This window comes from Streptomyces axinellae (assembly GCF_039532135.1).
In the GTDB taxonomy this organism is placed as follows: domain Bacteria; phylum Actinomycetota; class Actinomycetes; order Streptomycetales; family Streptomycetaceae; genus Streptomyces; species Streptomyces axinellae.
Genome location: NZ_BAAARJ010000030.1, coordinates 41,304 through 64,669, shown reverse-complemented (window position 1 = coordinate 64,669; position 23,366 = coordinate 41,304). Strand labels below are relative to the sequence as shown.

Genomic DNA, 23,366 nt, shown 5'->3' with positions numbered 1-23,366 from the left:
GAGCGCACGATGTCCTGGCTCACCGGATGCCGCCGCCTGCACCGCCGCTACGAGCGCAAAGCCGAGCACTTCCTGGCCTTCACCAGCATCGCCTGCACCCTCATCTGCTACCGCAGACTCGCCAAATGAGATGAGCTCTAAGGGCGGGTGGGAGGCGACGGTGTCGGTGCCGGTGCCGGTGCCGGAGTGAACGTTCCCAAGGTGCCCCGGTGGAAGACCAACGGGCCGGTCCCGTCGTCCACGGCGTCCAGCGCGCGCACGCGGCCGACCACGATCAGGTGGTCACCGCCCGTGTGCACCGCGTGGATCTCGCAGTCGATCCAGGCGGACACGCCCGCCAGCAGCGGCGAACCCGTCCCGGGCGCGGGGGAGTGCGCCACCCCGGCGAACTTGTCCGCGCCGCTCACCGCGAAGGCGCGGCACAGCTCGCCCTGACCGGCCGAGAGGACGTTCACGCAGAAGACGCCCGCGCGCGCGATACGCGGCCAGGTCGTGGAGGTGCGGCCCACCATGAACGACACGAGGGGCGGCTCCAGGGAGAGCGAGGCGAAGGACTGGCAGGCGAATCCGGCGGGGCCGGCCTCGCCGTCGGCGGCGGGCGCCGTCACCACGGTGACTCCGGAGGCGAAGTCGCCCAGGACGCGCCGGAAGCGGGCCGGATCGACCGGTGCCCGCTCGTCCTCGCGCACGGCGCGCAGGTCGGGCCGGGGCAGCGCGCCCGGCGCGCCCGGCGCCCCCGGCGCGCGCGGCTCGGCGTGGGCCCCGGGGGCGGGCGCGGGCTGCGGTGCGGGCGTGGGCGACGCGCCGACGGCGCGCAGATAACGCACCGCGGTGGCTGCCATACCGGCGTGTCCCATCATGGCTTCATTGAACCTGATGCTCCGTCAGTTTGGAAGGCTCGCGGGAATCCCCGTACGCGCCGGGGAGTTCTCGCTCCTGGAGGGGAGCCCCCCGGCGCTCGTGGAATACCGCGCCCGTGGGGCACCCGCGTTCGTGCACTTCCCACGGCGCGCGCAGGTGCGGGTGCCGTATCCAGCGTAGTGAGGTGTCGCTCTACCGTCCCTCGAATCGTGGGGTACGCCGCTCGGCGAACGCGGCGACGCCCTCGCGTGCGTCCCGGGTGGTCATGTTGATCTCCTGTGCCGTCGCCTCGGCCGTCAAGGCGATCGCGCGGCCCGCGTCCAGTGACTCGTTGACCAGCCGCTTGGTGAGCGCGAGCGCGCGAGTCGGGCCGGTGGCCAGGCGTTCGGCCCAGGCGCGCGCCGTCTTCTCCAACTCCTCGGCGGGCACGACGAGATTCACCAGACCGAGTCGTTCCGCTTCGGTGGCGGGCAGCGAGTCCCCGAAGAACATCAGCTCCTTGGCCTTCTGCGGCCCGACCAGCCGGGGCAGCAGGTAGGCGCCCCCGCCGTCGGGTACCAGACCCCGGCGTACGAAAACCTCCACGAACGCCGCGCTCTCGGCCGCCAGTACGAGATCGCAGGCCAGCGCCAGATGGCAGCCCAGGCCGGCGGCAGTGCCGTTGACGGCGGCGAGCACCGGCTTCTCGCAGTCCAGCACCGCGCCGACGAGCCGCTGTGCGCCGCGCCCGATCATGCGGGCGACATCGCCCGCGATCCGCTCGCGGCTGGTGCCGGGGGCGCCCTTGAGGTCGGCTCCGGCACAGAAGCCCCGGCCGCGCGCGGTGAGGACGACCGCGCGTATCGCGGGGTCCGCGGAGGCTTCGGACAGCAGCGAGATGAGGCGTTCGCGCTGGTCCCAGGTGAGGGCGTTCATGGCGTGGGGGCGGTCGAGAGTGATCCACGAGACCCCGTTGTCAGTGGCCTGGGTTACAACTTTCTCCAGGGGTTGCTCCACGGGTTCCGCACGGGGGGAAGGTGTCATGAATCAGGTCCTTTCAACGGTTCGCCGCTCGCCGGCGGGCGGCTGCTCGCCGTCGGACGGCCGTTCACCGGCAGACGGCCGCTCACTGGTAGACGGTCGCTCACCGGCAGACCGCCAGCGCGTCGAGCGCCACCGCGCCCTGCCCGCGCGGCAGGACGACCAGAGGGTTGATGTCCAGCTCCGCCAGCCCGCCCGAGGTGTGGGGCCCGCTCAGCTCCAGGGCCATCCGCTGGACGCGCAGCACGACCTCCACCAGCGCGTCGATGTCGGCGGGCGGCCTGCCCCGTACGCCGTCCAGGAGTGCGGCGCCGCGCAGTTCGCCGAGCATGGTGCGCGCGTGGTCCGCGCCGAAGGGCGGGACGCCCACGGCCGCGTCCCGCAGCACCTCCACCAGCACCCCGCCGAGCCCCACGGTCACCGTCGGGCCGAACAGTTCGTCCTGGGTGATGCCGACGACCATCTCCACACCCGGCTCGACCATTTGGCACACGAGCACGCCGTCCAACTCGATGCCCTCCTGGCGGGCGATGTCGGTCAGCTCCCGGTAGGTGTCGCGTACCTGGCTGGCCGAGGTGAGCCCGATCCGGACCAGCCCGTACTCACTCTTGTGGGCGAGCTGGGGTGCGGAAGCCTTCATGACGACCGGGTAGCCGACCTGCGCGGCCGAGCGCACCGCGCCAGCCGCGCTGGTGCACAGCTGTTCGCGCGGTACGCGAATGCCGTAGGCCCGAAGAAGCTGCTTGCCCGCGTGTTCGCTCAGCTGCTGTCCCGGGCGCAGCAGTGCCTGCGCCTTGCGCAGGGAGGGCGAAGGTGCGCGGGGCGCGTCCTCGAAGGGAGAGCGGTAGGCGCGGCGGAAGCTGTGGTGCCCCAGATAGGCGCGCACGGCGGTCACGCAGTTGGCGAACGTGCGGAAGGTGGCGACACGGGAGGAGCCCAGCAGGGTGTGCCGGTAGGCATCCTCGGTGCCGACCGGCGAGCCCCAGATGACGCAGACGAGCTTGTCCGTCTCCTCGGCCGCCGCTACGAGATCACTGGCGAGCTTGTCGCTCAGGGGCGGGAAGGGGCCGGTGATGGGACAGATGAGGACGCCGACAGCAGGGTCGGCCAGGATCGCGTCGATGATCTTGCGTCCGCGCCAGTCGCCCACCGGATGCCCGCCGTTGTCGACCGGATTGGAGACGTCGAGGTAGTCGGGAATCCACTGGTGCAGTTCGGCCCGCTTGGCCTCGCCGAGCGTGGGGAGGGTGAGCCCGGCGGCCGTGGCCAGGTCGGCGAAGTGCGCGCCGGTGCCGCCGGATATCGAATAGACGGCCACGCCCTCGGCGCGGGGCGGCCGGGCGCGGGCCAGGAGCGCCGCGGTGTCCTGAAGCTCGTCGAGTCCTTCGACCCTGATCACGCCGTACTGCCGCATCGCGGCATCCACGGTCGCATCGGCGCCGGTCAGCTTTCCGGTGTGCGAGGCGGCGGTGCGCGCCCCCGTCTCGGTGCGGCCGACCTTCACCGCGACCACGGGGACGCCGTTGCGCGCGGCGCGGTCGGCGGCCAGGAGGAAGCCACGGCCGTCCTTGAGCCCTTCCACATACGCGGCGACGGCTCCGACCTCGGGGCGCGTGGCGAAGTAGGAGAGGAAGTCGGCCGCCTCCAGGTCCGCCTCGTTCCCGGTCGGGGCCCAGTGCGAGAGCCGGATGCCCAGCTCCTGGAGGGCGAAGACCGGCCGCCCCTGGTGGCCGGACTGGGTGATCAGGGCGATCGCCGGGCCCTCCAGGTCGTCGCGGAAGTGCTCGAAGGCGTTGAGGTTGGTGTTGGGCCCCAGCAGCCTCAGCCCGGAGCCGGCCGTGGTGCGGGCGAGGCGCGCTTGCGCGTCCGCCCCGTCCCCGCCGGTCTCGGCATAGCCCGATGCGAAGACGACGGCGAACTTCGTCTTCGTCTCGACCAGTTGCTCGACCACGGGCAGCGGGTCGGCGACGAGCAGTACGGCGAGGTCCACGGGCTCGGGCAGGTCAGCGACGCTGGGCGCGCAGGGTAGTCCGAAGACGGTGTTCCGCTTCGGGTGCACGGGATGCAGACGCGCCCCGACTCGCTCCGCCCAGCCCAGGAGTTGCTGTGTGATCCGGGTGTTGGGGCGCCCCTCGGCGTCGGAGGCGCCCACGACGGCCACGGCTTCGGGCCGGAAGAACCGGTCCAGGTCGGGCACGGGTGCGTGCAGTGGACGTCCGCTGACGTCCAGGTCTTCGCTGTCGGCCTTGCCGTGGACGGCGCCGCTGCCGCCGCTGCCGTGTTCGCCGCAGGCCAGCACGCGTGCCGAGCGGGGGGTTGTGGTGAGGGTGCCGTGAGTAGATCCGAGCATCGTTCTCGCCCACTCCTGTGTGATGGCCAACAGAACTGACGCTGTGTCAGATTACTGAATTGACGCAGCGTCAGGAAGTGGTCGGTGCGTCGTCCTGTCGGACCGCGTTGTATCGGCGAGGTGGTGCTGTCCGGGTGGCAGGTGGCAGATGGCAGGTGTGTGCGGTTGTTCGATCGAGTCTTCGCCCGGGCTGCCGGGCGTCACCCCCTTGGGGGGTGACGGTTCTGTGGCTGCTCCGGCGGGACGCGGAGTCCGCAGCCTCATCGGAGCGGGCCCTCCGGTCGAAGCGGTCCGCGGTCCGCGGTCCGCGGTCCGCAGTCCGCCGTGCGCGTCAGCTCACCCCGCGGTCGATCGCACGGCTGATCGCGCGGGCTATACGGGGTGCCTCCAGGGCGATTTCGCGAAGGGCGCCGCTCAAGGGGTTGGCGTAGCCGGTGAAGTAGAGGGCGGGCGCCGCGGGGTGGGCCCGGGGGCCGCTGCGGAGGGGGCGGCCCCGGTCGTCGAGTACGCCGAGGCCGCCGAGCAGGCCGTCGAGCCCGCGGCGGTAGCCGGTGGCGGCGATCACGACATCCGGGGCGACCGTCTCCCCGCCACTGAGCAGTACCTTGCCCTCCTCGAACGCCTCGACGGCGGCCACGGGTTCGACGCGTCGGGCGCGTACCGCCTCGATGAGCCCCACATCGAGCACGGGGATCGCCCCCTCCCGGGCGCGGGTGTAGAGCCCGGTCTCGGGGCGCGGGAGTCCGTAGGGACCCAGGTCGGGTACCGATATCCGGGCGAGGCGCGCGGCGAGGGGGTCCACCAGGCGCACCGGCAGCCGACGGCAGATGATCCCGTTGCGCTGGGCGGGCCAGCCCAGGGTGGAGCGGCGCAGGATGTGCGGCGGTGTGCGGATGGCGAGCCGGACGCGTGCCGCGCCCGAGGCGGCCAGGTCTGTCGCGATCTCGGCACCCGTGTTGCCCGCGCCGACGATCAGGATGTCCTTGCCGTCGAAGGGGGCGGGGGAGCGGTAGCGGCAAGCATGCAGCAGTTCGCCGGTGAAGCTGTCGCGGCCGGGCCAGGCGGGCAGGTGGGGGGTGTGGTTGTAGCCGGTGGCGATGACGACGGCGGGGCTGCTGAACCGCCGCCCGCCGTTGGCGTGCAGTACCCACTGGTCCCCGTGCCGCTCGACCGCGCTGACCTCGACGCCCGTGGCCACCTCGATCCGATGGTGTGCGGCGTACCTCTCCAGGTACCGCACCACGTCGGCGCGGGCGACCCAACGGCCGTACGAGCGAGGCATCCGCAGGCCGGGGAGGGCGGAGTTCGCGCGGGTCGTGTGCAGGCGCAGCCGCTCGTAGTGGGAGCGCCAGGAGGAGCCGACCGAGTCGCTCTTCTCCAGCACCACGGCCCCGATGCCGCGTTCCTGGAGCGCGGCGGCCGTGGCCAGGCCGGCGGGCCCGGCGCCGAGCACGTGGACAGGGGGGACCGGGGTGCCGCTATCCGACATGGGCATGACGACGATCGTAGTCGGCGCGCATGTCCCGTCGAGGGGCGTGAACTCGCCACGGAGCCGCCTTGACCGCGCCGGCTGTCCGGCTCTTGCGTCCTGGGGCCGGATCCGGTGAACTGACACCCCGTCAGCTATGGGCCGGGGAAGGGGCGATATGGAGACCATCTGGCTCAGCGGGCCCGAGTGGCTTGCCGTGCTGCGCGTCGGACTCGGGCTGTGGTGGCTGGAAAGCTGGCGGCACAAGGACAAAAAGGGCTGGCTCACGCGGGGCACCGGCATCGGGTGGGCCTCCGACGTCGCGTCCAAGCACCGCTGGAGCGCCGTCACCAAGGGGTTCGACGTCGTGGTGAAGCCCCGGCCGAAGGCGATGGCGTACCTCGTCGTCCATGCCGAACTCGCGCTCGGGCTCGGGCTGATACTCGGTTTCCTCACCCCGGTAGCGCTCGTCGGCGGCCTGTTGCTCAACCTGCTCTACCTGGTGCTGATGATCCACGACTGGGCCGAGCAGGGGCAGAACAGCATGATGGCGCTCATCTCGTTCGTCGCGCTGTTCGGGATGAGCTGGCAGGTGTGGTCGCTCGACGCCGTATGGGGGCTCTTCTGATGGGGACGGCACAGATCTGATGGGGACGGCACAGAGGTTCGATCTGCCCGGGACCGACGCGTTCACCGTCCCCTACTGGCAGGCGGCGGCCGAGGGCAGGCTGCTGCTGCGCCGTTGCCGCGCCCCTGGCTGCGGCGCCGCGCACCACTATCCGCGCGAGTTCTGCCCGCGCTGCTGGAGCGAGGACGTCGAGTGGGTGACGGCGAGCGGGGAGGCCACGCTCTACACCTGGTCCGTGGTGCACCGTAACGACCTGCCACCGTTCGGTGAGCGCGTGCCGTACGTCGCCGCGGTGGTGGAACTGGCGGAGGGCCCGCGCATGATGACCGAGATCACCGGCTGTCCCGAGGAGGCGCTGCGGATCGGGATGCCGCTGCGCGTCGCCTTCCGCGACCACTCCCCCACGAACGGCGCCGATTCCCGTAAGGGCGGCGCGGAGGGCGCGGGCGCTGGGTGCGCCGGGGGCGCCGGGGGCGCTGAGATCCGGGCGGTACCGGTGTTCCGGCCCGCGCGTTCCGCCGACGGCCCGGGGTGACGATTATCGCTGGCAGCCCGGGGGGCCGATCGCCCATGCTGGCCGGGTGCGTATACGTGAAGCGACCGCGGCCGACTGGCCCGCCATCTGGCCGTTCCTCCGAACCATCGTCGCCGAGGGTGAGACCTACACCTACCCGCGTGACATGGACGAGCCCACCGCGCGCCGGATCTGGATGCTGGAGCCGCCCGGCCGCACCGTCGTCGCCGTGGACGAGGGGGCGGACGGCGGCGAGAGCGGCGTCGTCCTCGGTACCGCGAAGATGAACCCCAACCACATGGGCGGCGCCTCGCACATCGCCGGCGCCAGCTTCATGGTCGATCCCGCGCGGGGGCGCAAGGGCGTGGGCCGCGCGCTGGGGGAGCACGTGCTGGAGTGGGCGGTCGAGGAGGGCTACCGCGCGATGCAGTTCAACGCGGTGGTGGAGACCAACACCCGCGCGGTCGCGCTGTGGAAGTCGCTGGGCTTCGAGATCGTCGCCACGCTCGAAGAGGGCTTTCTGCACCCCCGGCACGGATATGTGGGGCTGCACATCATGTACCAGCGCTTCTGAGCGCCGGACGGTTCAGCCGCGGCCCAGGACCACCGTCCCGGAGGAGCAGAACCACCCTCCGGTCCCCGAGGCGACGGCCAGCTCGGGCAGGGAGCCGTCAGCCCGGCGGACCTGACGGCCCCCCGCCGCCGCCCCCGTCGCGCCTGCCACCCCAGCCTCGTCCGCCTCGCCCGCCGCCCGCACCTCGTCCGCCTCGCCCACCGCCCGCACCTCGTCCGCCTCGCCCGCTGCCCGCACCTCGTCCGCCTCGCCCGCCGCCCGCACCTCGTCCGCCCCGCCCACCGCCCGCACCTCGTCCGCCTCGCCCACCGCGCACGTTTCGTCCGCCTCGCCCACGGCCCGCGCCTCGTCCGCCCCGCCCACGGCCCGCGCCTCGTCCGCCCCGCCCACCGCCCGCGCCTCGTCCGCCTCGCCCCTGAGCTGTCGTACGGCCTCCACCAGGAGGAAGAGTCCGCGCATGCCCGGATGGCAGGCCGAGAGGCCGCCGCCGTCCGTGTTGACGGGCAGCGAGCCGTCCCGCAGCAGCCGCCCCTCCGCCACGAAGGCGCCGCCCTCGCCCTTCGCGCAGAAGCCCAGGTCCTCCAGCGTCACGAGGGTCATATAGGTGAAGGCGTCATAGATCTCGGCCAGGTCGATGTCCCGCGGGGTGACCCCGGCCCGCTCGAAGGCGGCGCGTCCGGAGACGGCCGCGGGGGAGACGGTGAAGTCCTCCCACTCGGACATCGTCGTGTGCGAGACGGCCGTTCCCGCGCCCAGCACCCACACCGGATGCCTGGCCAGATCGGGCACGTACTCCTCCCCGACGAGCAGCACCGCACAGCCCCCGTCCGAGCGGACGCAGCAGTGGAGCTTGGTGAACGGGTCGGCGATCATCGGCCCGGAGAGGACGTCCTCGACGGTGATCGGCTCGCGGTAGAGCGCATCGGGGTTCGCGGCGGCGTTCGCACGGGCCTGGACGGCGACTTGGGCGAGCTGTTCGAGCGTGGTGCCGTACTGGTGCATGTGACGCCGGGCCGCCATCGCGTACTTGGCGATGAGGGTGTGCCCGTACGGCACTTCGAACTGGAGCGGACCCCGGGCGCCGAAGGAGAGGTCCGAGGTGCGGCGGCGGGCCTTGATGTCGGCGCGCGCCGTGGAACCGTAGACGAGCAGTACCGCGTTGGCGCGCCGCTGGGCTATGGCGTCCGCCGCGTGGGCGGCCATGACCTCCCAGGTGGCGCCGCCGACCGAGGTGGAGTCCACCCAGGTGGGGCGCAGCCCCAGGTACTCGGCGACCTCTACCGGTGCGAGCGTGCCCAGCCCGGCCGAGGCGAGCCCGTCGATCAGCGCGCGGTCCAGCCCCGAGTCGGCGAGCGCCCGGCGGGCGGCCTGCGCGTGCAGCGCGTACGGCGTCGCCTCGTCCACCCGGCCCCCGTCGGAGAGCGCGACTCCGGCGACGGCGACCCTGCGCGACCTGCGCGACCTGCGCGGTGGAGGTGGTGTGCGGGGTGCAGGTGTGATGCGCGGACCGGTGCTCGCGGCAGGCATGAATCTGACGGTACATCAGGTACAGGCCGGGGTGAACAGGCGGCCCGGGCGGCCGTCGCCCCTCCGCGCACCTCCGGGTATCCCCGCCTGCCTCTGGGTATCCCCGCGCACCTCCGGGTATCCCCGCCCGGCTGCCTCTGGGCATCTCGGCCGCCGCTCCCTAATATGACGCTGCGTCAGATCTGAGGGGAGTTGCCGATGGACACCGCGTTCACCGAGGAGCAGAACGAGATACGCCGTACCGTGCGGGAACTGCTCGCCCGGGGCTGCGGGCCCGACGAGGTCAAGGCGGCGGTCAGGACGGACCCGGGGTACGACACCGGGTTGTGGCACACCTTCGCCGCCCAGCTAGGACTCCCCGGGCTCGCGCTCCCCGAACGCTACGGCGGCGCGGGCTGCGGCACCCTCGAACTGGCGCTCGCCGTCGAGGAGACGGGCCGGGCGCTGCTGCCCTCGCCCCTGTTCGCGACGGCGGCCCTCGCCGCCCCGCTCCTCCTCGCGCTCGGCACCGACGAGCAGCGCGCCCGCCTGTTGCCGCGCCTCGCCTCCGGCGAACTGACCGCCGCGCTCGCCGTCCCCGCCGGCGCGCTCCCGCTGGCGCTCGGCCTCACCGGGACGGCCACGGGATCGCGCACGGGGGCGGACACGGGATCACGCACGGGGGCGGACACGGGATCGCGCACGGGGGCGGTCACGGGATCGCGCACGGGGTCGGACGCACCCGCACCCGCACCCGACGGCGACTGGGCGGGCGGCGGCCGGGCGGGCGGCATGCAGGCGTACCGCGACGCCGAGGGCGGCGACGGTGCCGGCGGCTGGCGGCTGTACGGGGAGGCCGGACAGGTACTGGGCGGGCACAGCGCCGGGTTGCTGCTGGTCGCCGCGCACACCGGAGGGTTCGCGCGCAGCCGGACACTGCTCTTCCTCGTGGACCCGGAGTCGGACGGTGTCGCCAGAACCCGGCAGACCGCGCTGGATGAGACCCGTCCCGTCGCCCGCGTCGAACTACGGGACGTGACAGCCGAACTGCTCGGGGGTGACAGCGGCGACAACAGCGATCAGGGCGTGAACGGTGTGAACGGCGCTGACGGCGCTGACGGCGTGAACGGCGCTGACGGCGACGCGTGCGAGGTGCGTGCCGCGCTGGCCCGAGTCGGCCCCGGCGCCGCCGCCGTGCTGGCGGCCGAGGCGGTCGGGGCGGCGGACGGCGCGCTGGCCCGTACCGTCGAGTACATGGGCGTGCGCGAACAGTTCGGGCGGCCGATCGGCGCGTTCCAGGCGGTGCGCCACCGGCTCGCGGACGTGTACGCCCAGGTGCAGGCGGCGCGCTCGGCCGCGTACTACGCGGCATGGGCAGCCGACGCGGACGCCCAGGAGGCGGCCACCGCCGGCGGACTCGCCCTGGCGCAGGCGCTGGAGGCGCTGCGGCTGGCGGCGGCCGAGACGGTACAGCTCCACGGGGGCGTCGGCTTCACCTGGGAGCACGAGGCGCATCTGTACTTCAAGCGGGCGGCCGGTGACGACCTGCTGTTCGGGCCGGTACACCGGCTGCGCGCCGCCGCCGCCGAGCGCGCGGCGCTGTTCGAGCCTTCCGGTGGCGGGAAGAAGAGCCCGGGGAGCCCGGGGAGCCCGGGGACGAAAAGCTCCGGGGCGGGGCCGGAGCACGTGACAGGAGAGGCGGTCGGGGTTTGATGGACAAGGGCAAGGTGATCCAGAAAGTCTCCTCGACCAGGGCGTTCGCCCGCGTGGCCCCGCATGTGATGCCCGCGCTCGACCACGCCGTCCACCGGCTCAGCGGCGGCCGGACGATGATCAGCAACCGGCTGCTCCCGGGTGTCGTGCTCACCTCGACGGGGGCCAGGAGCGGGCGGCCACGGCGTACTCCGCTGGCCTGCATGCCGGAGAAGGAGCGCGGAAGCTGGCTGCTGATCGGCAGCAACTTCGGCAAGGCGGGCCACCCGGGCTGGACCGCGAACCTGCGCCGTCACCCTGACGCGCGGATCAGCTGGCGGGGCACCGACATCGCCGTGCGGGCGCGGCAGTTGGAGGGGGCGGAACGGGCGGAGGCGTGGGAGGAACTGCTGCGCTTCTGGCCGCCGTACGCGGTCTACCAGGCGCGGATCGAGCGCCGGATCCGCGTCTTCCGGCTGGAGCGGCGCGCGGAGACGTAGCGGGCGAGAGGCGGGAGGGTACGGGGGCGTGGGACGGGCGCAAGTCGGGCGCGGGGTGGGCACGTCGCGAGCGGGGAGCGCCGTGGCGGACGGGCGCGCAGCGCCGTACCGGCGCCGGACCGGGACGCGGCTGTGGGGCATGCCGCAGGCCACCTGCCGCAGGCCGCCTGCCACAGGCCGCCTGACCGGCTGCCCGGCGTGCTGCGCTACTTGACGGGCTTCTTGCCCGTGACACCCAGGTGCACCAGGAGGGCCAGGCTCGGCTTCAGTTCGGACTGCTTGACGCCCCAGGACTGGAAGCCCTTCTGGTGGCCCGCGACGGAGGCCAGCATGGCGACGAGGGAGCCCGCGACAGCCGTCGCGTTCACGTCCTTGTCCACCTTGCCCTTGGACTGCAACTCCTTGATCGAGTCGGCCAGGGAGTTGTTGACCGAGTTGAGGATCTTCATGCGGATCTTGTAGAACCGCTTGTCCCCTTCGGCGGCGCCCAGATCGACCACGCGCAAGATCGCGTCGTTCTTGCGCCAGAAGGAGAGGAAGCCCTCGACCAGGTCCTCGGCCGCCTGCCAGGCCGCCTTGCCCACCCAGGAGCGGTCGGCGACCAGTTCGGTCAGGCCCGCCCCCTCCTTGGCCATGGCTTCGGCGATCTCCAGTACGGCGCCCTCGACATCGGGGAAATACTGGTAGAAGGTCGCCGGGGACGTGCCCGCTTTCCGTGCGACGTCGATGACCTTGACGTCGCGGTAGGGCGACGAGCTGAGCATCTCGCCGAGGCAGTCGAGCAGCTTCTGCCGCGTCGCCTGACCGCGGCGTCCGGCCACCCGGCCGTCGACGGTTCGAACTTGTCCTGTCATGCCGTCAGCTTACCGAGGGGCGATCGGCCCGCGATTCGTCCGCATGCAAATGGGTGCGAGCGCGGTTCCGCGTGCGCCGAGTGCGCTCGGCGCGCCCCTTCGTATGCCCTCCGCACGCCCTCGGCGGGAGTGTGTGGCGGACGGCGTTGACAGTGGCGGATGCGAAGCTGGCAGAGCCGACGGGCGGAAGGGCGGAGCCGGCTGACGGGAACTGGTGGAGTCGGCGGGGCGGAGCTGGTGGAGCGGGAATGCCGGACTCCTCCTCGGCTGGGGGCTTTGCGGGGTAACGAAGACACATACGAGGTGCCCCCGGGTTCGCAACCGCCGCCTTCGCCAGGAAGAATCGGCCTCCGGACCGCAGGTCCGGCACGGCAGTGAGAGGCTGCACGGGGCGGGACGACGTACAGCCCCTACGGGGAGGTGGCAGGCAAGTGGTGGAGCAGCTGACGCAGCACGATCCGCGGCGGATCGGCCCGTTCGAGGTGCTCGGCCGTCTCGGTGCCGGCGGCATGGGGCTGGTCTACCTCGCACGTTCGGCCTCGGGCCGCCGCGTGGCGATCAAGACGGTGCGTACGGAACTGGCCGAGGACCAGCTCTTCCGGGTGCGATTCACACGCGAGGTGGAGGCGGCGCGGGCCGTCAGCGGGTTCTATACCGCCGCCGTGGTGGACGCCGATCCGCGTGCCGCGGTGCCGTGGCTGGCCACCGCCTACGTTCCGTCACCCTCCCTCGAAGAAATAGTCAACGAGTGCGGGCCGCTGCCCGTCCAGGCGGTGCGCTGGCTGGCGGCCGGTGTCGCCGAGGCGCTCCAGTCCATCCACGGCGCGGGCCTGGTCCACCGCGACCTGAAGCCCTCCAACGTGCTGGTCGTCGAGGACGGGCCGCGCGTCATCGACTTCGGCATCGCATCCGGCGTCTCCAACACCCGGCTGACGATGACGAACGTCGCCGTCGGCACGCCCGCCTATATGTCGCCCGAGCAGGCGCGGGACTCACGCAGCGTCACCGGTGCCAGTGACATCTTCTCGCTCGCCTCCATGCTGGTCTTCGCCGCGACCGGCCATGCGCCCTTCCACGGGGCGAACCCCGTGGAGACCGTCTTCATGCTGCTGCGCGAAGGCCCCGACCTTGAGGGCCTGCCCGGGGACCTGCGGCCCCTGATCGAGTCGTGCATGCGGATGAACGCGGAGGAGCGTCCGACCCCCGCCGACCTCCAGTCACAGCTCGCCCCGCACCTGTTCGCGGCGGGCAGCGACGACAGCGGAACCGTCTCGGCCTGGCTGCCCTCGACCGCCGTCACCCTGATCGAGCGGCGCCGGGGCGGCCGGGCGATGCGGCGCCAACAGGAGGCGGCGCAGGCCGCGCAAGCTGCGAGCGCGGGCGCGGGGAACGGGGCGCACGCGGGGAACGGGGCGGACGCGGGAGCCGCGGTCGGGGCCGGTGCCGGTGGCCCCGGAGGCGCTGGATCCGGTCCCGCCGACCTACGCGGAGCGGACCACTCCGCTCCGGCACATCCCGGGAGGTCCGGCGCCGCCGGGCCCGGGGGCGGGGCCGCCGAATGGGACCACGGCATTCCGGCGGGCCCCGGCGGACCCGCCGCCATCGGCGGCGCGTCCGTGCCGGGGCCCCGCTTTCCCGAGGGCGCCGGTTCCGCTTCGGACCCTGGTGCCATGTCGGGTCCTGGTGCCGCGCCGGGCCCCGGTCCGGCCTCGGGCCCGGGTCCGGGCTCGTTCGGGCCCGGCTCCGTCGGGCCGGGCCCGGCGGCCGGAGGCGGCTCAGGGCCGGGATCCGTGCCCGTCGTCCCGCGGCCGGCCGCGCAGTCCGGACACCCCGACAGCGGGCCCGTACGGCTGCCCGGCGCTCAGGTGCCCATCGGCCCGGGGCCGCGCCGTCCCGACGAGGGCGGGAGCGCGGAGGCGGACCCCACCTCGGGCTGGGTCCGCCCGCCCAACGGGGCCCAGCACGCGGCCCCACAGCCTTCCGCTGCGTCCGCTGCGTCCGCTGCGTCTGCCGCCTCGCAGTCCGTGAGCGGGGGCGAGCCGCCGGGCCGGGCAGGTGGCCCCGCACCGTCCGTACCGCGCCACGGGGCGCCCCACAGCGGCCACGGTCATGGCCATGGCGCAGGTGGCGGCCAGGGCCCCCGGCACGCGGGGGCACCCGACCAGAGCCCGCCTCCCGCGCCGCACCACGCTCCCGCCCCGCACAGCCCGCCCGGGGTGGGCCCCCAGGGCTTCCTCTCGGGCGGCGGCCCGGCCGCGGTCTCGGGAGCGTCCCAGGTGGCGCCGCCGTCCGTGCACGGCCCAGGCTCCGGCCTCAGCACGGGTGCGGGCGCCGGCTCGGGCCCCGGCCCCGGACCGGGCGCGCGGCACCCGCTCCACCAGTCCCCGCCGCCCCCGCCCTCGCAGCCGCCCGCCCCGTCGGCGTCGGCCGGCCCCTCCGGTCAGTCCAGCCCCTCCGGTCAGTCCGGGCCGACCGGGCAGCTCGGTGGGACCGGCGGACCGCAGCGCTGGCGGCCGTGGCGGTTCCGGATGTCGAACGACGTCTGGGGCTCGCCCGTCGTCGCCGACGACCTGGTGTACGTGACCTCGTTCGAGGTACACGCGCTGGACGTGGCGAGCGGGCGCCGACAGTTCAAGACCCGCGAGGTCGCCTGGTCGATGGCCGTCTCCGGAGGCCGGGTCCACGCCTCCGACGGGCCCAGCCTCTACGCGCTGGACGCCGCCGACGGCTCCGAGCGCTGGCGCCTGGCCACCGACGGCTGGGTCTACTCGCTCAAGGTGGACCGGGGCACCGTCGTCACCGGCACCCGCGGCGGAGGCGTGCAGGCGTGGGAGGCGGCCAGCGGCGAAAAGCTGTGGGAACTCTCCGGCGCGCAGGCCGACTTCGAGACCCCCGAGGGCGGCCCCAGCATCGCCGACGGCGCCGTCTACACCTGGGCCGACGGCCGCCTCTACGCGCTGGAGGCGCGCACCGGCACCGAGCGCTGGTCGTACCCCGTGGGCGACGCCTCGGCCACCGGCGGCGTGCCGGTACGGATCACCGTGGCGGAGGACGGCGTCGCCTACGTGTGCGCCGGGTCCCGCGTCTTCGCGCTGGACGCCGCCACCGGCGCCGAACGCTGGCGCTTCGACGCGCCCGCCGCGTTCCTGTGCCCGCCCGCCTACGTACGGGGCCCGGGCGTGACCGGCGGCGGCATCTACCTCGCCGACTACCTCGGCACCGTCTACGCGCTCGACACAGGCAACGGCCACGACCGCTGGCGCATCGCCACCGAGGCCCGGCACTCCACGGAGCCCGTCGTCACCGCCGACGGGCTCGTCCACCTCGGCAGCGGCAGCGCGCTCTACACCCTCGACGCCGTGAGTGGCACGCCGCGCTGGCGTTTCGCGACCGGCGCCGACGTGGTGGGCGCGCCCGTTGTCGCCAACGGCCGCGTGCACTTCGGATCGGCCGACCACTGCCTGTACACGGTTGACGCGGTGGGGGCCAGCTGAGATGGAAGCTGGCCACGGGCGGGGAGATCACGGGGCCGCCGGTCGTCGTCGGCGGCGTTGTCTACGCGTGCAGCAAGGACCGGTGCGTGTACGCGCTCGACGCGACGAAGGGGACGGGGCAGTCCCGCGCGTAGCCCACCCGCCCGCCCCTTCTTTGCCACCTTGTGACTGGGCGGCGGATCTTTTGGTGGGCTCTTTCCCGGTGCCTGCTGGGCCTGCCTGGGCAGGGGGCGCCGCTGTGCTGGGCGCGCGCTCGCGGCGAGTCGCATGTGAGCACAGCTGGGCCGGGCTCTGCGCTTCGAGGAGTGAGCGGTCCAACTGGCCGGGGCAGGGTGGGGGTTGAGGGCGCATGGGTGCTCCCCGCCGCGGGGATACCCGGGGCGGGGAGGTGTGGGGGCCTGAGCGGGAGCGACCTACGCGGCGTCGCGTTTGTCGTGGGGCCAGGCTTCCTGTTCGTCGCCGTGCGGCTTCTCGGAGGGCGGGGCCTTGGGGAAGGGGCGGGTGTTGTCCGGGGCGGCGGGCGGTGGCTGCTGGCCAGGGGCCTGACCGGGCCGGGAGTCGACCGGCTCCTGTGGCTCCTGCGGCTGCGGCTGCGTCCCGGCGTAGGGCTGGTCCAAGGGTGTGGCGTCCTCCTCGCGGGGGCCCGGGGCGACGGGGGCCGCGGCCAAGTGGCGTGAGCCTGCGCTGTGGCGTCCCACCGAGGCTTGGTGGCGGCCCTTCATCGCGGCGGTGGCGATCAGCAACAGGACGCCTCCGCCGAGGGCGAGCCACGCGCCGGAGGCAAGTCCTCCGCTGGTGCCCATCGTCAAGCTGCCCGCGGCCAGGCCCTGGCGGACCATCCACAGCACGGTGAAGCCGAGGGACAGCACGGCCGCGACAGCCACCATCGTTCTGGAGCGCGTCAGTGCGCCCAGTACCGCCACCACGGCCGCGACCAGCATCACCACGAAGAGCCCCGTGAACAGGGCGGCTCCGGCACCAGTGATGCCGCCGCCCTGGAAGAGCTCGTCGATGCGGAAATCGCGCCCGTGACGGCCGCCGTACCACGGTCGGAAGGGGCTGAATACGACGGCCGCCGCTCCGATGAGTGCGAGTAGCGACCCGAGAGAGTTACGGATCATCGGTCTCGCCTCGCTTTCCGGCGCCGCTTTCCGGCGCCGCACGGGTGCGTGATCCGGTTCCGACGCTACGCCGGTGGGAACCCGCCCGCCACTCACGGCGTCTAGAGCCGGTGATATTGGTTGTACTGAACGCGACAACACCGGGACAGCGGCGCCGCAACAGCGCGCCGCCGCGCGGAACGGACGCGGGACGACGCGGCGCGAGCCGCGTTCAACGCCCACGGGGGGACCTTTCATGAAGCGGACGCACCACATCAAGCTGCTCGTGGCCGTGACGGTCGTGCTGCTCACACTCAGCGGATTCAGCCCGAACCGCTCGAGCGGCGGGCGGGGCGGGAGCAGCAGCAGCGGGGGCAAGGTTCACAGCGGTGGCGGTGGCGGCGGGTGCAGCAGCAAGAGCTCCAGCAGCCACAGCGGAAGCTCCGACTACGACAGCTCCAGCAGCTCTGGTTCCAGCAGCTCAGGCGGCTACGACTCCAGCTCCAGCAGCTCCAGCAGCTCCAGCGGCGGGTACGGCGGCAGCGGCGGTCACCGCGCCGGCACCCGCTACAACTCCACCACCGGCTCCACCAACAGCGGCTCCTCGTCCAACGGTTCGGGCTCCAGTCGGCGCGACGGCTCCGGCAGCGTGGTCAAGTGCGCCGACAGCGCCGCGCCCAGCGCCACCGTGCGGGTGCGCAACGCCGCGTCCCGGCAGGCCACTTACACCGTGAGCGTCAAGTTCGTGGACGACCTCGGCACGACCGTGGACACCGGTTCGGCGGTCGTCACCCTGGCGGCCAACGGCACCAAGAGCGTCAAGGTGCCCATGAGCAACCCGAGCGAGGTCGGCGACGTCAACCGGTGCGAGGTCCTCTCCGTCCGCTGACTGCCGCCGCCGCGCCCGGCGCGGTGGGGCCGGTGGGACGCCGCACCGGCAGGCCGCGTCTCACCGCAGGCGGACGGGGTCGGTCCGCCCGCCGACCCGTCCCCGCGCGGCGAACAGCTCCGCCTGCCGTTCGGGCGGCAGGTTGCCGAGGGCGATCAGGGCCGGGGCCTGGGCCATCGCCTGGGCGCGGGCCGCTTCCCCGGCCGCCCATACCGCCCGTACGGTGCCCTGGACGGCTTCGGTGGGGTACGAGGCGAGGACGCGCGCGCAGCGCAGGGCGGCCTCCAGCGCGCCGCCGGGCGGGGCGAGTTCGGATACCAGTCCGGTCTCGTAGGCGCGGCGGCCCGAGATCCGTTCGGCGGTGCCCATCAGGGCCATCCTGGCGACCTCGCCGAACGGCATGCGCTGCGCCATCGCCATGGCCTCGTACGCGCTGACCATGCCGTAGGCGGTGTGCGGGTCGAAGAAGGCGGACTCCTCGGTGGCGATGAGGAATTCGGCCTCGCTCAGCAGGTAGAAGGCGCCGCCGCAGGCCATGCCCTCGACGGCGGCGATGACCGGGATCCACAGGTCGTTGGCCTTGGGGCCGATGGTCAGCAGCGGGTCGTCGAGCGCGTAGGGGGAGTGGGGCTGGGCCGGGGCCTGCGGGCCGGAGACCGCCGCGCGGTCGATGCCGGTGCAGAAGGCCCGGCCGCCGGTGCCGGTGACCACGGCGGCGCGGACGTCCGGGTCGGTGCGCAGACCGCGCCAGATGGCGGCGAGCGCCTGGGCGTCGGCCAGGTCGAGCGCGTTGTGCTTCTCGGGGCGGTCCAGGGTGACCGTGGCGACGCCGTCCTCGGTGTGGGTCCGGATGCTCACGGCCGCTCCAGCATCCAGCGCGGAACGGTCACCCGGCCCGCACCCCCACCCGCTCCCGGACCCGCGTCCGCTCCCTCACCCTCGCCCTCCGCCTCGCCCAGCTCGTGGAAGACGGCCTTGACCGGGGCTCCGATGCGCAGCTTCGCCGGATCGAGGGAATCGAGTGAAGCATCCGGTGCGGCGACGAGGTTGCCCACCATCCGGATGCGCGGTTCGTCGGCCAGCTCCACGACGACCGCGTTGTACGGGGCCTGTTGGGCGTAGGCGGGCAGCAGCGGCGGGTGGGCGATCACGTACGACCAGATCCGGCCGCGTCCGCTCATCCGGTGCCACGCGCTCTCGAAGGACTGGCAGTGCGGGCAGCAGGGCCGGGGCGGGAAGCGCCGCCGTCCGCACGCCGCGCACGCCTGGACGCGCAGCTCACCGCGTGCGGTGTACGTCCAGAAGGGGGCGCCGTCCTCGTCCGGTACGGGCAGCAGCAGCCCGTCGCTCGTGAGGGGGGACATGGGATCAACTCCTCAGCAGCAAAGCGGAGGTGGGCACGCCTTCGCCTGCCGTGACCAGGCAGGTCGAGGCGTCGGGGACCTGCGCGGTAGAGGTGCCGCGCAGCTGTTTGACACCCTCGGTGATGAGGTTGAAGCCGTGCACATACGCCTCGCTCAGCCCACCGCCCGAGGTGTTCAGCGGCAGCCGTCCGCCGATCTCCAGCGCGCCGCCCTCGGTGAAGGCCGCGCCCTCGCCGCGCCCGCAGAAGCCGTAGCCCTCCAGGGAGAGCGGGATGAGCGGGGTGAAGGCGTCGTAGATCTGGGCGACATCCACATCCTGTGGACCCAGGTCGGCGCTCTTCCACAGCTGTTGGGCCGCTGTCCAGGCCGGGCCCTGGAGCGGGTCCTGGTTCCAGTAGTTGACCATCCCGTGGTGCTGCGCGGGCAGGCCCTGGGCCACGGAGTGCACGTAGACGGGCCGCCTGCGGCAGTCGCGGGCGCGGTCGGCGGACACCAGCACGCAGGCGAGGGCGCCGTCCGTCTCCAGGCAGTTGTCGAACAGGCACAGCGGCTCGCTGATCCAGCGCGCGGTCATGTACATCTCGCGGGTCAGCGGGCGCTCGTACATCATGGCGGCCGGATTCTGGTTGGCGCGGTTGCGGCAGGCCAGGGCGACGTTGAAGAGGTGGTCGCGGGTGGCGCCGTACTCGTGCATATAGCGCCGGGTGAGCATGCCGATCTCGTCGGCGGGGCGCAGCAGGCCGAAGGGGCGGGTCCACTGTGCGGGGGTGGGGAGCTGCGCGGTGGTGTTCTGCCACGGGCGGGCGCCCGAGCCGCGTTTGCGCGAGCGCCAGGCGACGCCGACGCTCGCCTGCCCGGTGGCGATGGCGGCGGCGAGGTGGGCGACCGTGGCACACGAACCGCCGCCGCCGTAGCCGACCTTGGAGAAGAAGGTGACATCACCGGCGCCGATGGCCTTGGCGACCTCGACCTCGTCGGTCTCCTCCATCGTGTACGAGGCGAAGCCGTCCACCTCGGCGGGCGCGATCCCCGCGTCGTCGAGCGCCGCCAGGACGGCGCGGCAGGCGAGGGCCTTCTCGGATTCCGGGAGCCGCTTGGCGAACGGCGTCTGGCCTATGCCGGCGATCGCCGTGGCGTCCTTCATGGCGTCCTCCTCGGCCGTTCGCGGCTGTTCCCGACGCCCCGGCTGTTCCCGACGCCCCGGCTGTTCCCGGCGGCCCCCGGCGTGCGCAACCGGCACGGCCTGACCGGTTGTGTGTTCCGCTGCTGACAGCGGAGGAGGCTACAGCTAATCTGACGGTTAGTCAGCTAGTGCCTCATCGGTGACGCGGGCCGGGCCCGGAACGGAACGCAGAGTCGGACTCAGCCGGTCGCGGGACCGGAGCCGCGGTCGCCGGGCGTGAAGGAGGACGAGATGAGCGGTGGCGCGTTCTCGCCGGGGCCCAGGTCCTCGCCGGAGCCGGGGTTATCGCCAGAGTCGGGGTCCGCGTCGGAGCACGGATGCTCGCCGGAGCCGGGGATCTCGCCGGAGCCGGGCCCCGGTTCCGCACCGGGGGCCGGGCGGGCGGCCGAACCGCGGGCCGGACGGACGGCCGCTCCCGCGTCCCCGCCCCCATCCCCGTCGCCGCGCCCGTGGCCGTCTCCGTCCCTCTCCCCCTCGTCGTACCCGTCCCCCCTCGACGCCCGCACGATCCCCGAGCTGGTGCGGGCGGCGGCCCGTCGGTACGGCGCGCGGGAGGCCGTCGTGGAGGGCCGGACGCGGGTCGGCTACCGGGAGTTGGGGGAGCGCGTGGAGCGCGCCGCCGCCGCGTGCGTGGCCGCCGGGCTGGAGCCGGGGGACCGGGTGGCCATCTGGGCGCCCAACACGCTCGACTGGATCGTGGCCGCGCTGGGTGCCGTCACCGCGGGCGGCGTCCTGGTGCCGCTCAACACCCGCTTCAAGGGCGCCGAGGCCGCCTACGTACTCCAGCGCACCCGTGCCCGGCTGCTGTTCGTCACCGGCACCTTCCTGGGCACCTCGTACGTCGCCTCGCTGCGCCGCGCCACCGCCGAGGGACTCGGGGACGGCCCGCTGCCGGGGCTGGCACACCTGCGCGAGGTCGTCGTCCTCGCGCGGGACGCGCCCGCCGGGTTCCGCACCTGGGAGGGCTTCCTGGCGGGCGGCGGGGACGTTCCCCGCGCAGCCGTCCGTGCCCGCGCGGCGCTCGTCGGGCCCGGCTCGCCCTCGGACATCACCTTCACCTCGGGCACCACCGGCCACCCCAAGGGCGCCGTCATCACCCATCAACAGACCCTGCGCGTCTACACCGTGTGGAGCGAGCTGGCCGGGCTGGACGAGGGCGACCGCTATCTGATCGTCAACCCGTTCTTTCACACCTTCGGGTACAAGGCGGGCATCATCGCCTGCCTCTTGCGGGGCGCGACGATGATCCCGCAGCCGGTCTTCAGCGTGGAGACCGCGCTCGCCCACATCGCCGCGGAACGGGTGAGCGTGCTGCCGGGGCCGCCCACCTTGCACCGCTCGATCCTCGACCATCCGGCACGCCACCAGCACGACCTCTCGGCGCTGCGCCTGGTGGTGACCGGCGCCGCCGTCGTCCCGCTGGAGTTGGTGGAGCGGATGCGCGCCGAGCTGAAGGTGGGCACCGTGCTGACGGCATACGGTCTGACCGAGGCATCCGGAACCGTCACCATGTGCCGGCGCACCGACCCCGCCGAGGTCATCGCCGGCACCAGCGGCCGGGCCATCCCCGGGACGGAGGTCAAGGTCGTGGCCGCCGACGGCGCCCCGCAGCCGCCCGGTGAGCCGGGTGAGGTCCTGGTGCGCGGCTACCACGTGATGTCCGGATACTTCGAGGAACCCGAGGAGACCGCGCAGGCCATCACGCCGGGCGGCTGGCTGCGCACGGGCGATGTCGGAGTCCTGGACCCGGACGGCAACTTGCGGATCACCGACCGGATCAAGGACATGTTCATCGTCGGCGGCTTCAACGCCTACCCGGCCGAGATAGAGCAGCTTCTCACCAGGCATCCGGACATCGCCGAGGTCGCCGTCGTCGGCGTCCCGGATGCCCGGCTGGGCGAGGCGGGCAAGGCGTTCGCCGTACGGCACGAGGGTGCGTCGGTCACCGCCGGCGACCTCATCGCCTGGGCACGGCGCGAGATGGCGAACTACAAGGTGCCCAGAGAAGTCGAGTTCGTCCCCGCACTGCCGCGCAACGCCGGCGGCAAGGTCCTCAAGACCCGCCTGCGCCCTGGAACTGGAAGGGGCGCGGGGCCGTGACATATGCGGCTCCGCCGCGTAGGGGGCGCCCCCAGGGGGCGCGGGAACTGCGCGCCCAGCGCAGACGCATCCGCACCCTGCGAAGCGCGGCCAGGGGCAACCCCTGCTCAGAAAGATCCGCCGGACAGGCATCCGCAGGACGCCCGCCACGCCGCGGCCATCGGCTCGCACGGGGCGGGCGTACCCGGTTCCAGCCCGCTTCTCAGGCGCCAGGCGCCGCCCCCGCGCCGGGCGCCAGCGTCGCGTTGCGGTCGAGCACATGGAACGTCGGGCCCGCCGCGACTGTTCTGTCGCCGACGCCGGCTATGGGCGCCAGCGTGGAATTGCGTTCCGGCACGCTGGTCGAGTTGCGTTCCGAGGGCTTGACCGGCCCGTCCGCCAGGGCCGGTGCCGCCACCGCGCCCACCACGCCGAGGGCGAGTGCGCAGGTGGCAACGAGCTTCTTGGAGCGGGACATTGAGCGGGACATGGGAGGTACCTCCAGGCGGGAAATGATGATCAACCTGACGAATGACGCTACAACGGGAAGAATCCGGAAGTGATCGGTCTCCGGGGAGCATGGCTCGATCAGCCGGATGCACGTCTTGATACTGATACCCGCCCCTGCGGTGCCTGCAACGAGGCCCGCACAGCGCCGAGGACCGTCCCGACGGCTCCCCCTCTACGCCGTCGGCGGCGGTCCTCGTGTGTCCCCCGCAGGCCGGTCCCCGTTTCCCCCGTGGGACCGGCCCAGCGTTCCCCCCTCGGACCGTCCCCGTTCCCCCCGTGGGACGGTCCTGTGTGCATCCCCTGGGACCGCCCCCGTCTCCCCCGTGGGGCGGTCCTGTGTGCATCCCCCGTAGACGGCGATCCCCCGGGCGGTTCACGCCCGCCGCCGTCCTCGCGTTCTCCGGGGACCCGTTCCCCCGATGCTTGCCGGGCCCCGGAGAACGGGCCTCAGTTGGCCGGCTGGCTGGTCTGGTTGCGCTCGTCCGTGCCGACCTCGCCCGTGGCTTCCTTGATGACCTTGGGCTTGATGGTCTGGTTGCGCTCCTTGGTACGGATCTCGCCGCTGTCCGGCGTGACCTTCTCCTCGTGGTCGCTCATGGTGGCTTCCCCTCTATGGGCTCAGTGGGCAGGTGCCCGCCCAGCGACTCCCCCGAGGACCGCCGGACGGGCGTGTCAAGGCCGTTCACCCTAACGGGGTACGGCCCTTCCCCCAGCCGACCCGCCTGCCCCCCGACGCGCCGGATCGACTAAGAAGAGCATGCCTGGCCGCGATAAACGATC

The 23,366-nt window shown here is 73.2% G+C and carries 20 protein-coding genes and 1 pseudogene; 9 read left to right on the top strand and 12 right to left on the bottom strand.

Features of this window, described 5'->3' with window-relative positions; genetic code table 11:
* Positions 1-129, top strand: a pseudogene (locus ABD339_RS31075) (IS5/IS1182 family transposase); the annotation flags it as partial.
* Between the two features lie 8 nt (positions 130-137).
* Here the strand turns inward: ABD339_RS31075 and ABD339_RS31070 are convergent.
* The 4 genes from ABD339_RS31070 to ABD339_RS31055 all read right to left on the bottom strand — a co-directional run bounded on the left by ABD339_RS31070 (position 138) and on the right by ABD339_RS31055 (position 5,720).
* The gene (locus tag ABD339_RS31070) at positions 138-842 is read right to left on the bottom strand and encodes a flavin reductase family protein (protein ID WP_344570510.1); all 705 of its coding nucleotides are present in this window, start codon (positions 840-842) and stop codon (positions 138-140) included.
* Positions 843-1,053: 211 nt separating this feature from the next.
* Positions 1,054-1,884, bottom strand: coding sequence for an enoyl-CoA hydratase/isomerase family protein (locus tag ABD339_RS31065; protein WP_344570507.1), 831 nt, complete (start codon positions 1,882-1,884; stop codon positions 1,054-1,056).
* A 100-nt stretch (positions 1,885-1,984) separates the two neighbouring features.
* Positions 1,985-4,231 (bottom strand): acetate--CoA ligase family protein, encoded by a 2,247-nt coding sequence (locus ABD339_RS31060; RefSeq protein WP_344570506.1) that lies wholly within the window; start codon positions 4,229-4,231, stop codon positions 1,985-1,987.
* Positions 4,232-4,562: 331 nt separating this feature from the next.
* Positions 4,563-5,720 (bottom strand): flavin-containing monooxygenase, encoded by a 1,158-nt coding sequence (locus ABD339_RS31055; RefSeq protein ID WP_344570509.1) that lies wholly within the window; start codon positions 5,718-5,720, stop codon positions 4,563-4,565.
* Positions 5,721-5,877: 157 nt separating this feature from the next.
* Between ABD339_RS31055 and ABD339_RS31050 the strand changes: the two genes are divergently transcribed.
* Genes ABD339_RS31050 through ABD339_RS31040 form a run of 3 tightly spaced genes read left to right on the top strand, consistent with a single transcriptional unit; the run spans position 5,878 to position 7,415 of the window.
* Positions 5,878-6,327 carry a DoxX family protein gene (locus ABD339_RS31050; RefSeq protein WP_344570505.1) on the top strand — a complete coding sequence of 150 codons (450 nt, stop codon included), beginning with the start codon at positions 5,878-5,880 and terminating at the stop codon, positions 6,325-6,327.
* A 19-nt stretch (positions 6,328-6,346) separates the two neighbouring features.
* Positions 6,347-6,862 carry a Zn-ribbon domain-containing OB-fold protein gene (locus ABD339_RS31045; RefSeq protein WP_344570504.1) on the top strand — a complete coding sequence of 172 codons (516 nt, stop codon included), beginning with the start codon at positions 6,347-6,349 and terminating at the stop codon, positions 6,860-6,862.
* A gap of 46 nt (positions 6,863-6,908) precedes the next feature.
* Positions 6,909-7,415, top strand: coding sequence for a GNAT family N-acetyltransferase (locus ABD339_RS31040; RefSeq protein ID WP_344570503.1), 507 nt, complete (start codon positions 6,909-6,911; stop codon positions 7,413-7,415).
* A 12-nt stretch (positions 7,416-7,427) separates the two neighbouring features.
* Here the strand turns inward: ABD339_RS31040 and ABD339_RS31035 are convergent, their stop codons facing one another.
* On the bottom strand, positions 7,428-8,942 hold the full coding sequence (locus tag ABD339_RS31035; protein ID WP_344570502.1) for a thiolase C-terminal domain-containing protein: 1,515 nt from the start codon (positions 8,940-8,942) through the stop codon (positions 7,428-7,430).
* A 198-nt stretch (positions 8,943-9,140) separates the two neighbouring features.
* Here ABD339_RS31035 and ABD339_RS31030 point away from each other — a divergent pair, with 198 nt between their 5' ends.
* Together ABD339_RS31030 and ABD339_RS31025 are read left to right on the top strand one after the other, a co-directional pair.
* Positions 9,141-10,634, top strand: coding sequence for an acyl-CoA dehydrogenase family protein (locus ABD339_RS31030; protein ID WP_344570501.1), 1,494 nt, complete (start codon positions 9,141-9,143; stop codon positions 10,632-10,634).
* Positions 10,634-11,113 carry a nitroreductase family deazaflavin-dependent oxidoreductase gene (locus tag ABD339_RS31025; RefSeq protein WP_344570500.1) on the top strand — a complete coding sequence of 160 codons (480 nt, stop codon included), beginning with the start codon at positions 10,634-10,636 and terminating at the stop codon, positions 11,111-11,113. The genes ABD339_RS31030 and ABD339_RS31025 overlap by 1 nt, the downstream gene beginning before the upstream one ends.
* 206 nt (positions 11,114-11,319) lie before the next feature.
* On the opposite strand, the gene ABD339_RS31020 is transcribed toward ABD339_RS31025, so the two are convergent.
* On the bottom strand, positions 11,320-11,967 hold the full coding sequence (locus ABD339_RS31020; RefSeq protein WP_344570499.1) for a TetR family transcriptional regulator: 648 nt from the start codon (positions 11,965-11,967) through the stop codon (positions 11,320-11,322).
* Positions 11,968-12,398: 431 nt separating this feature from the next.
* Between ABD339_RS31020 and ABD339_RS31015 the strand changes: the two genes are divergently transcribed.
* Positions 12,399-15,461, top strand: a complete 3,063-nt coding sequence (locus ABD339_RS31015; RefSeq protein ID WP_344570498.1) for an outer membrane protein assembly factor BamB family protein — start codon at positions 12,399-12,401, stop codon at positions 15,459-15,461.
* A gap of 413 nt (positions 15,462-15,874) precedes the next feature.
* Here ABD339_RS31015 and ABD339_RS31010 read toward each other — a convergent pair whose 3' ends face one another.
* Entirely contained in the window at positions 15,875-16,582 is a 708-nt protein-coding gene (locus ABD339_RS31010; protein WP_344570497.1) for a hypothetical protein, read from the bottom strand.
* Positions 16,583-16,817: 235 nt separating this feature from the next.
* On the opposite strand from ABD339_RS31010, the gene ABD339_RS31005 reads away from it, so the two are divergent.
* Positions 16,818-17,450 carry a hypothetical protein gene (locus ABD339_RS31005; protein ID WP_344570496.1) on the top strand — a complete coding sequence of 211 codons (633 nt, stop codon included), beginning with the start codon at positions 16,818-16,820 and terminating at the stop codon, positions 17,448-17,450.
* Between the two features lie 60 nt (positions 17,451-17,510).
* Here ABD339_RS31005 and ABD339_RS31000 read toward each other — a convergent pair whose 3' ends face one another.
* From ABD339_RS31000 to ABD339_RS30990, 3 genes are read right to left on the bottom strand one after another with little or no spacing between them, the layout of a single operon-like run.
* Positions 17,511-18,308 carry an enoyl-CoA hydratase/isomerase family protein gene (locus tag ABD339_RS31000; protein ID WP_344570495.1) on the bottom strand — a complete coding sequence of 266 codons (798 nt, stop codon included), beginning with the start codon at positions 18,306-18,308 and terminating at the stop codon, positions 17,511-17,513.
* Entirely contained in the window at positions 18,305-18,814 is a 510-nt protein-coding gene (locus ABD339_RS30995; protein ID WP_344570494.1) for a Zn-ribbon domain-containing OB-fold protein, read from the bottom strand. The genes ABD339_RS31000 and ABD339_RS30995 overlap by 4 nt, the downstream gene beginning before the upstream one ends.
* 4 nt (positions 18,815-18,818) lie before the next feature.
* Positions 18,819-19,958 (bottom strand): lipid-transfer protein, encoded by a 1,140-nt coding sequence (locus ABD339_RS30990; RefSeq protein WP_344570493.1) that lies wholly within the window; start codon positions 19,956-19,958, stop codon positions 18,819-18,821.
* Positions 19,959-20,504: 546 nt separating this feature from the next.
* On the opposite strand from ABD339_RS30990, the gene ABD339_RS30985 reads away from it, so the two are divergent.
* Positions 20,505-22,097 (top strand): FadD3 family acyl-CoA ligase, encoded by a 1,593-nt coding sequence (locus ABD339_RS30985; protein ID WP_344570508.1) that lies wholly within the window; start codon positions 20,505-20,507, stop codon positions 22,095-22,097.
* A gap of 202 nt (positions 22,098-22,299) precedes the next feature.
* Here ABD339_RS30985 and ABD339_RS30980 read toward each other — a convergent pair whose 3' ends face one another.
* Entirely contained in the window at positions 22,300-22,566 is a 267-nt protein-coding gene (locus ABD339_RS30980) for a hypothetical protein (protein WP_344570492.1), read from the bottom strand.
* A 467-nt stretch (positions 22,567-23,033) separates the two neighbouring features.
* On the bottom strand, positions 23,034-23,183 hold the full coding sequence (locus ABD339_RS30975) for a hypothetical protein (RefSeq protein WP_344570491.1): 150 nt from the start codon (positions 23,181-23,183) through the stop codon (positions 23,034-23,036).
* Between the last annotated feature and the right edge of the window lie 183 nt (positions 23,184-23,366).

Bases quoted from the DNA above. Each gene is read 5' to 3' on its own strand.
- ABD339_RS31010 (WP_344570497.1), bottom strand. From the start codon at position 16,582: ATGATCCGTAACTCTCTCGGGTCGCTACTCGCACTCATCGGAGCGGCG.
- ABD339_RS31045 (WP_344570504.1), top strand. From the start codon at position 6,347: ATGGGGACGGCACAGAGGTTCGATCTGCCCGGGACCGACGCGTTCACC.
- ABD339_RS31030 (WP_344570501.1), top strand. From the start codon at position 9,141: ATGGACACCGCGTTCACCGAGGAGCAGAACGAGATACGCCGTACCGTG.
- ABD339_RS31060 (WP_344570506.1), bottom strand. From the start codon at position 4,231: ATGCTCGGATCTACTCACGGCACCCTCACCACAACCCCCCGCTCGGCA.
- ABD339_RS31070 (WP_344570510.1), bottom strand. From the start codon at position 842: ATGGCAGCCACCGCGGTGCGTTATCTGCGCGCCGTCGGCGCGTCGCCC.
- ABD339_RS31025 (WP_344570500.1), top strand. From the start codon at position 10,634: ATGGACAAGGGCAAGGTGATCCAGAAAGTCTCCTCGACCAGGGCGTTC.
- ABD339_RS30995 (WP_344570494.1), bottom strand. From the start codon at position 18,814: ATGTCCCCCCTCACGAGCGACGGGCTGCTGCTGCCCGTACCGGACGAG.
- ABD339_RS31005 (WP_344570496.1), top strand. From the start codon at position 16,818: ATGAAGCGGACGCACCACATCAAGCTGCTCGTGGCCGTGACGGTCGTG.
- ABD339_RS30980 (WP_344570492.1), bottom strand. From the start codon at position 22,566: ATGTCCCGCTCAATGTCCCGCTCCAAGAAGCTCGTTGCCACCTGCGCA.
- ABD339_RS31055 (WP_344570509.1), bottom strand. From the start codon at position 5,720: ATGTCGGATAGCGGCACCCCGGTCCCCCCTGTCCACGTGCTCGGCGCC.
- ABD339_RS31035 (WP_344570502.1), bottom strand. From the start codon at position 8,942: ATGCCTGCCGCGAGCACCGGTCCGCGCATCACACCTGCACCCCGCACA.
- ABD339_RS30990 (WP_344570493.1), bottom strand. From the start codon at position 19,958: ATGAAGGACGCCACGGCGATCGCCGGCATAGGCCAGACGCCGTTCGCC.
- ABD339_RS31065 (WP_344570507.1), bottom strand. From the start codon at position 1,884: ATGACACCTTCCCCCCGTGCGGAACCCGTGGAGCAACCCCTGGAGAAA.
- ABD339_RS31020 (WP_344570499.1), bottom strand. From the start codon at position 11,967: ATGACAGGACAAGTTCGAACCGTCGACGGCCGGGTGGCCGGACGCCGC.
- ABD339_RS31050 (WP_344570505.1), top strand. From the start codon at position 5,878: ATGGAGACCATCTGGCTCAGCGGGCCCGAGTGGCTTGCCGTGCTGCGC.
- ABD339_RS30975 (WP_344570491.1), bottom strand. From the start codon at position 23,183: ATGAGCGACCACGAGGAGAAGGTCACGCCGGACAGCGGCGAGATCCGT.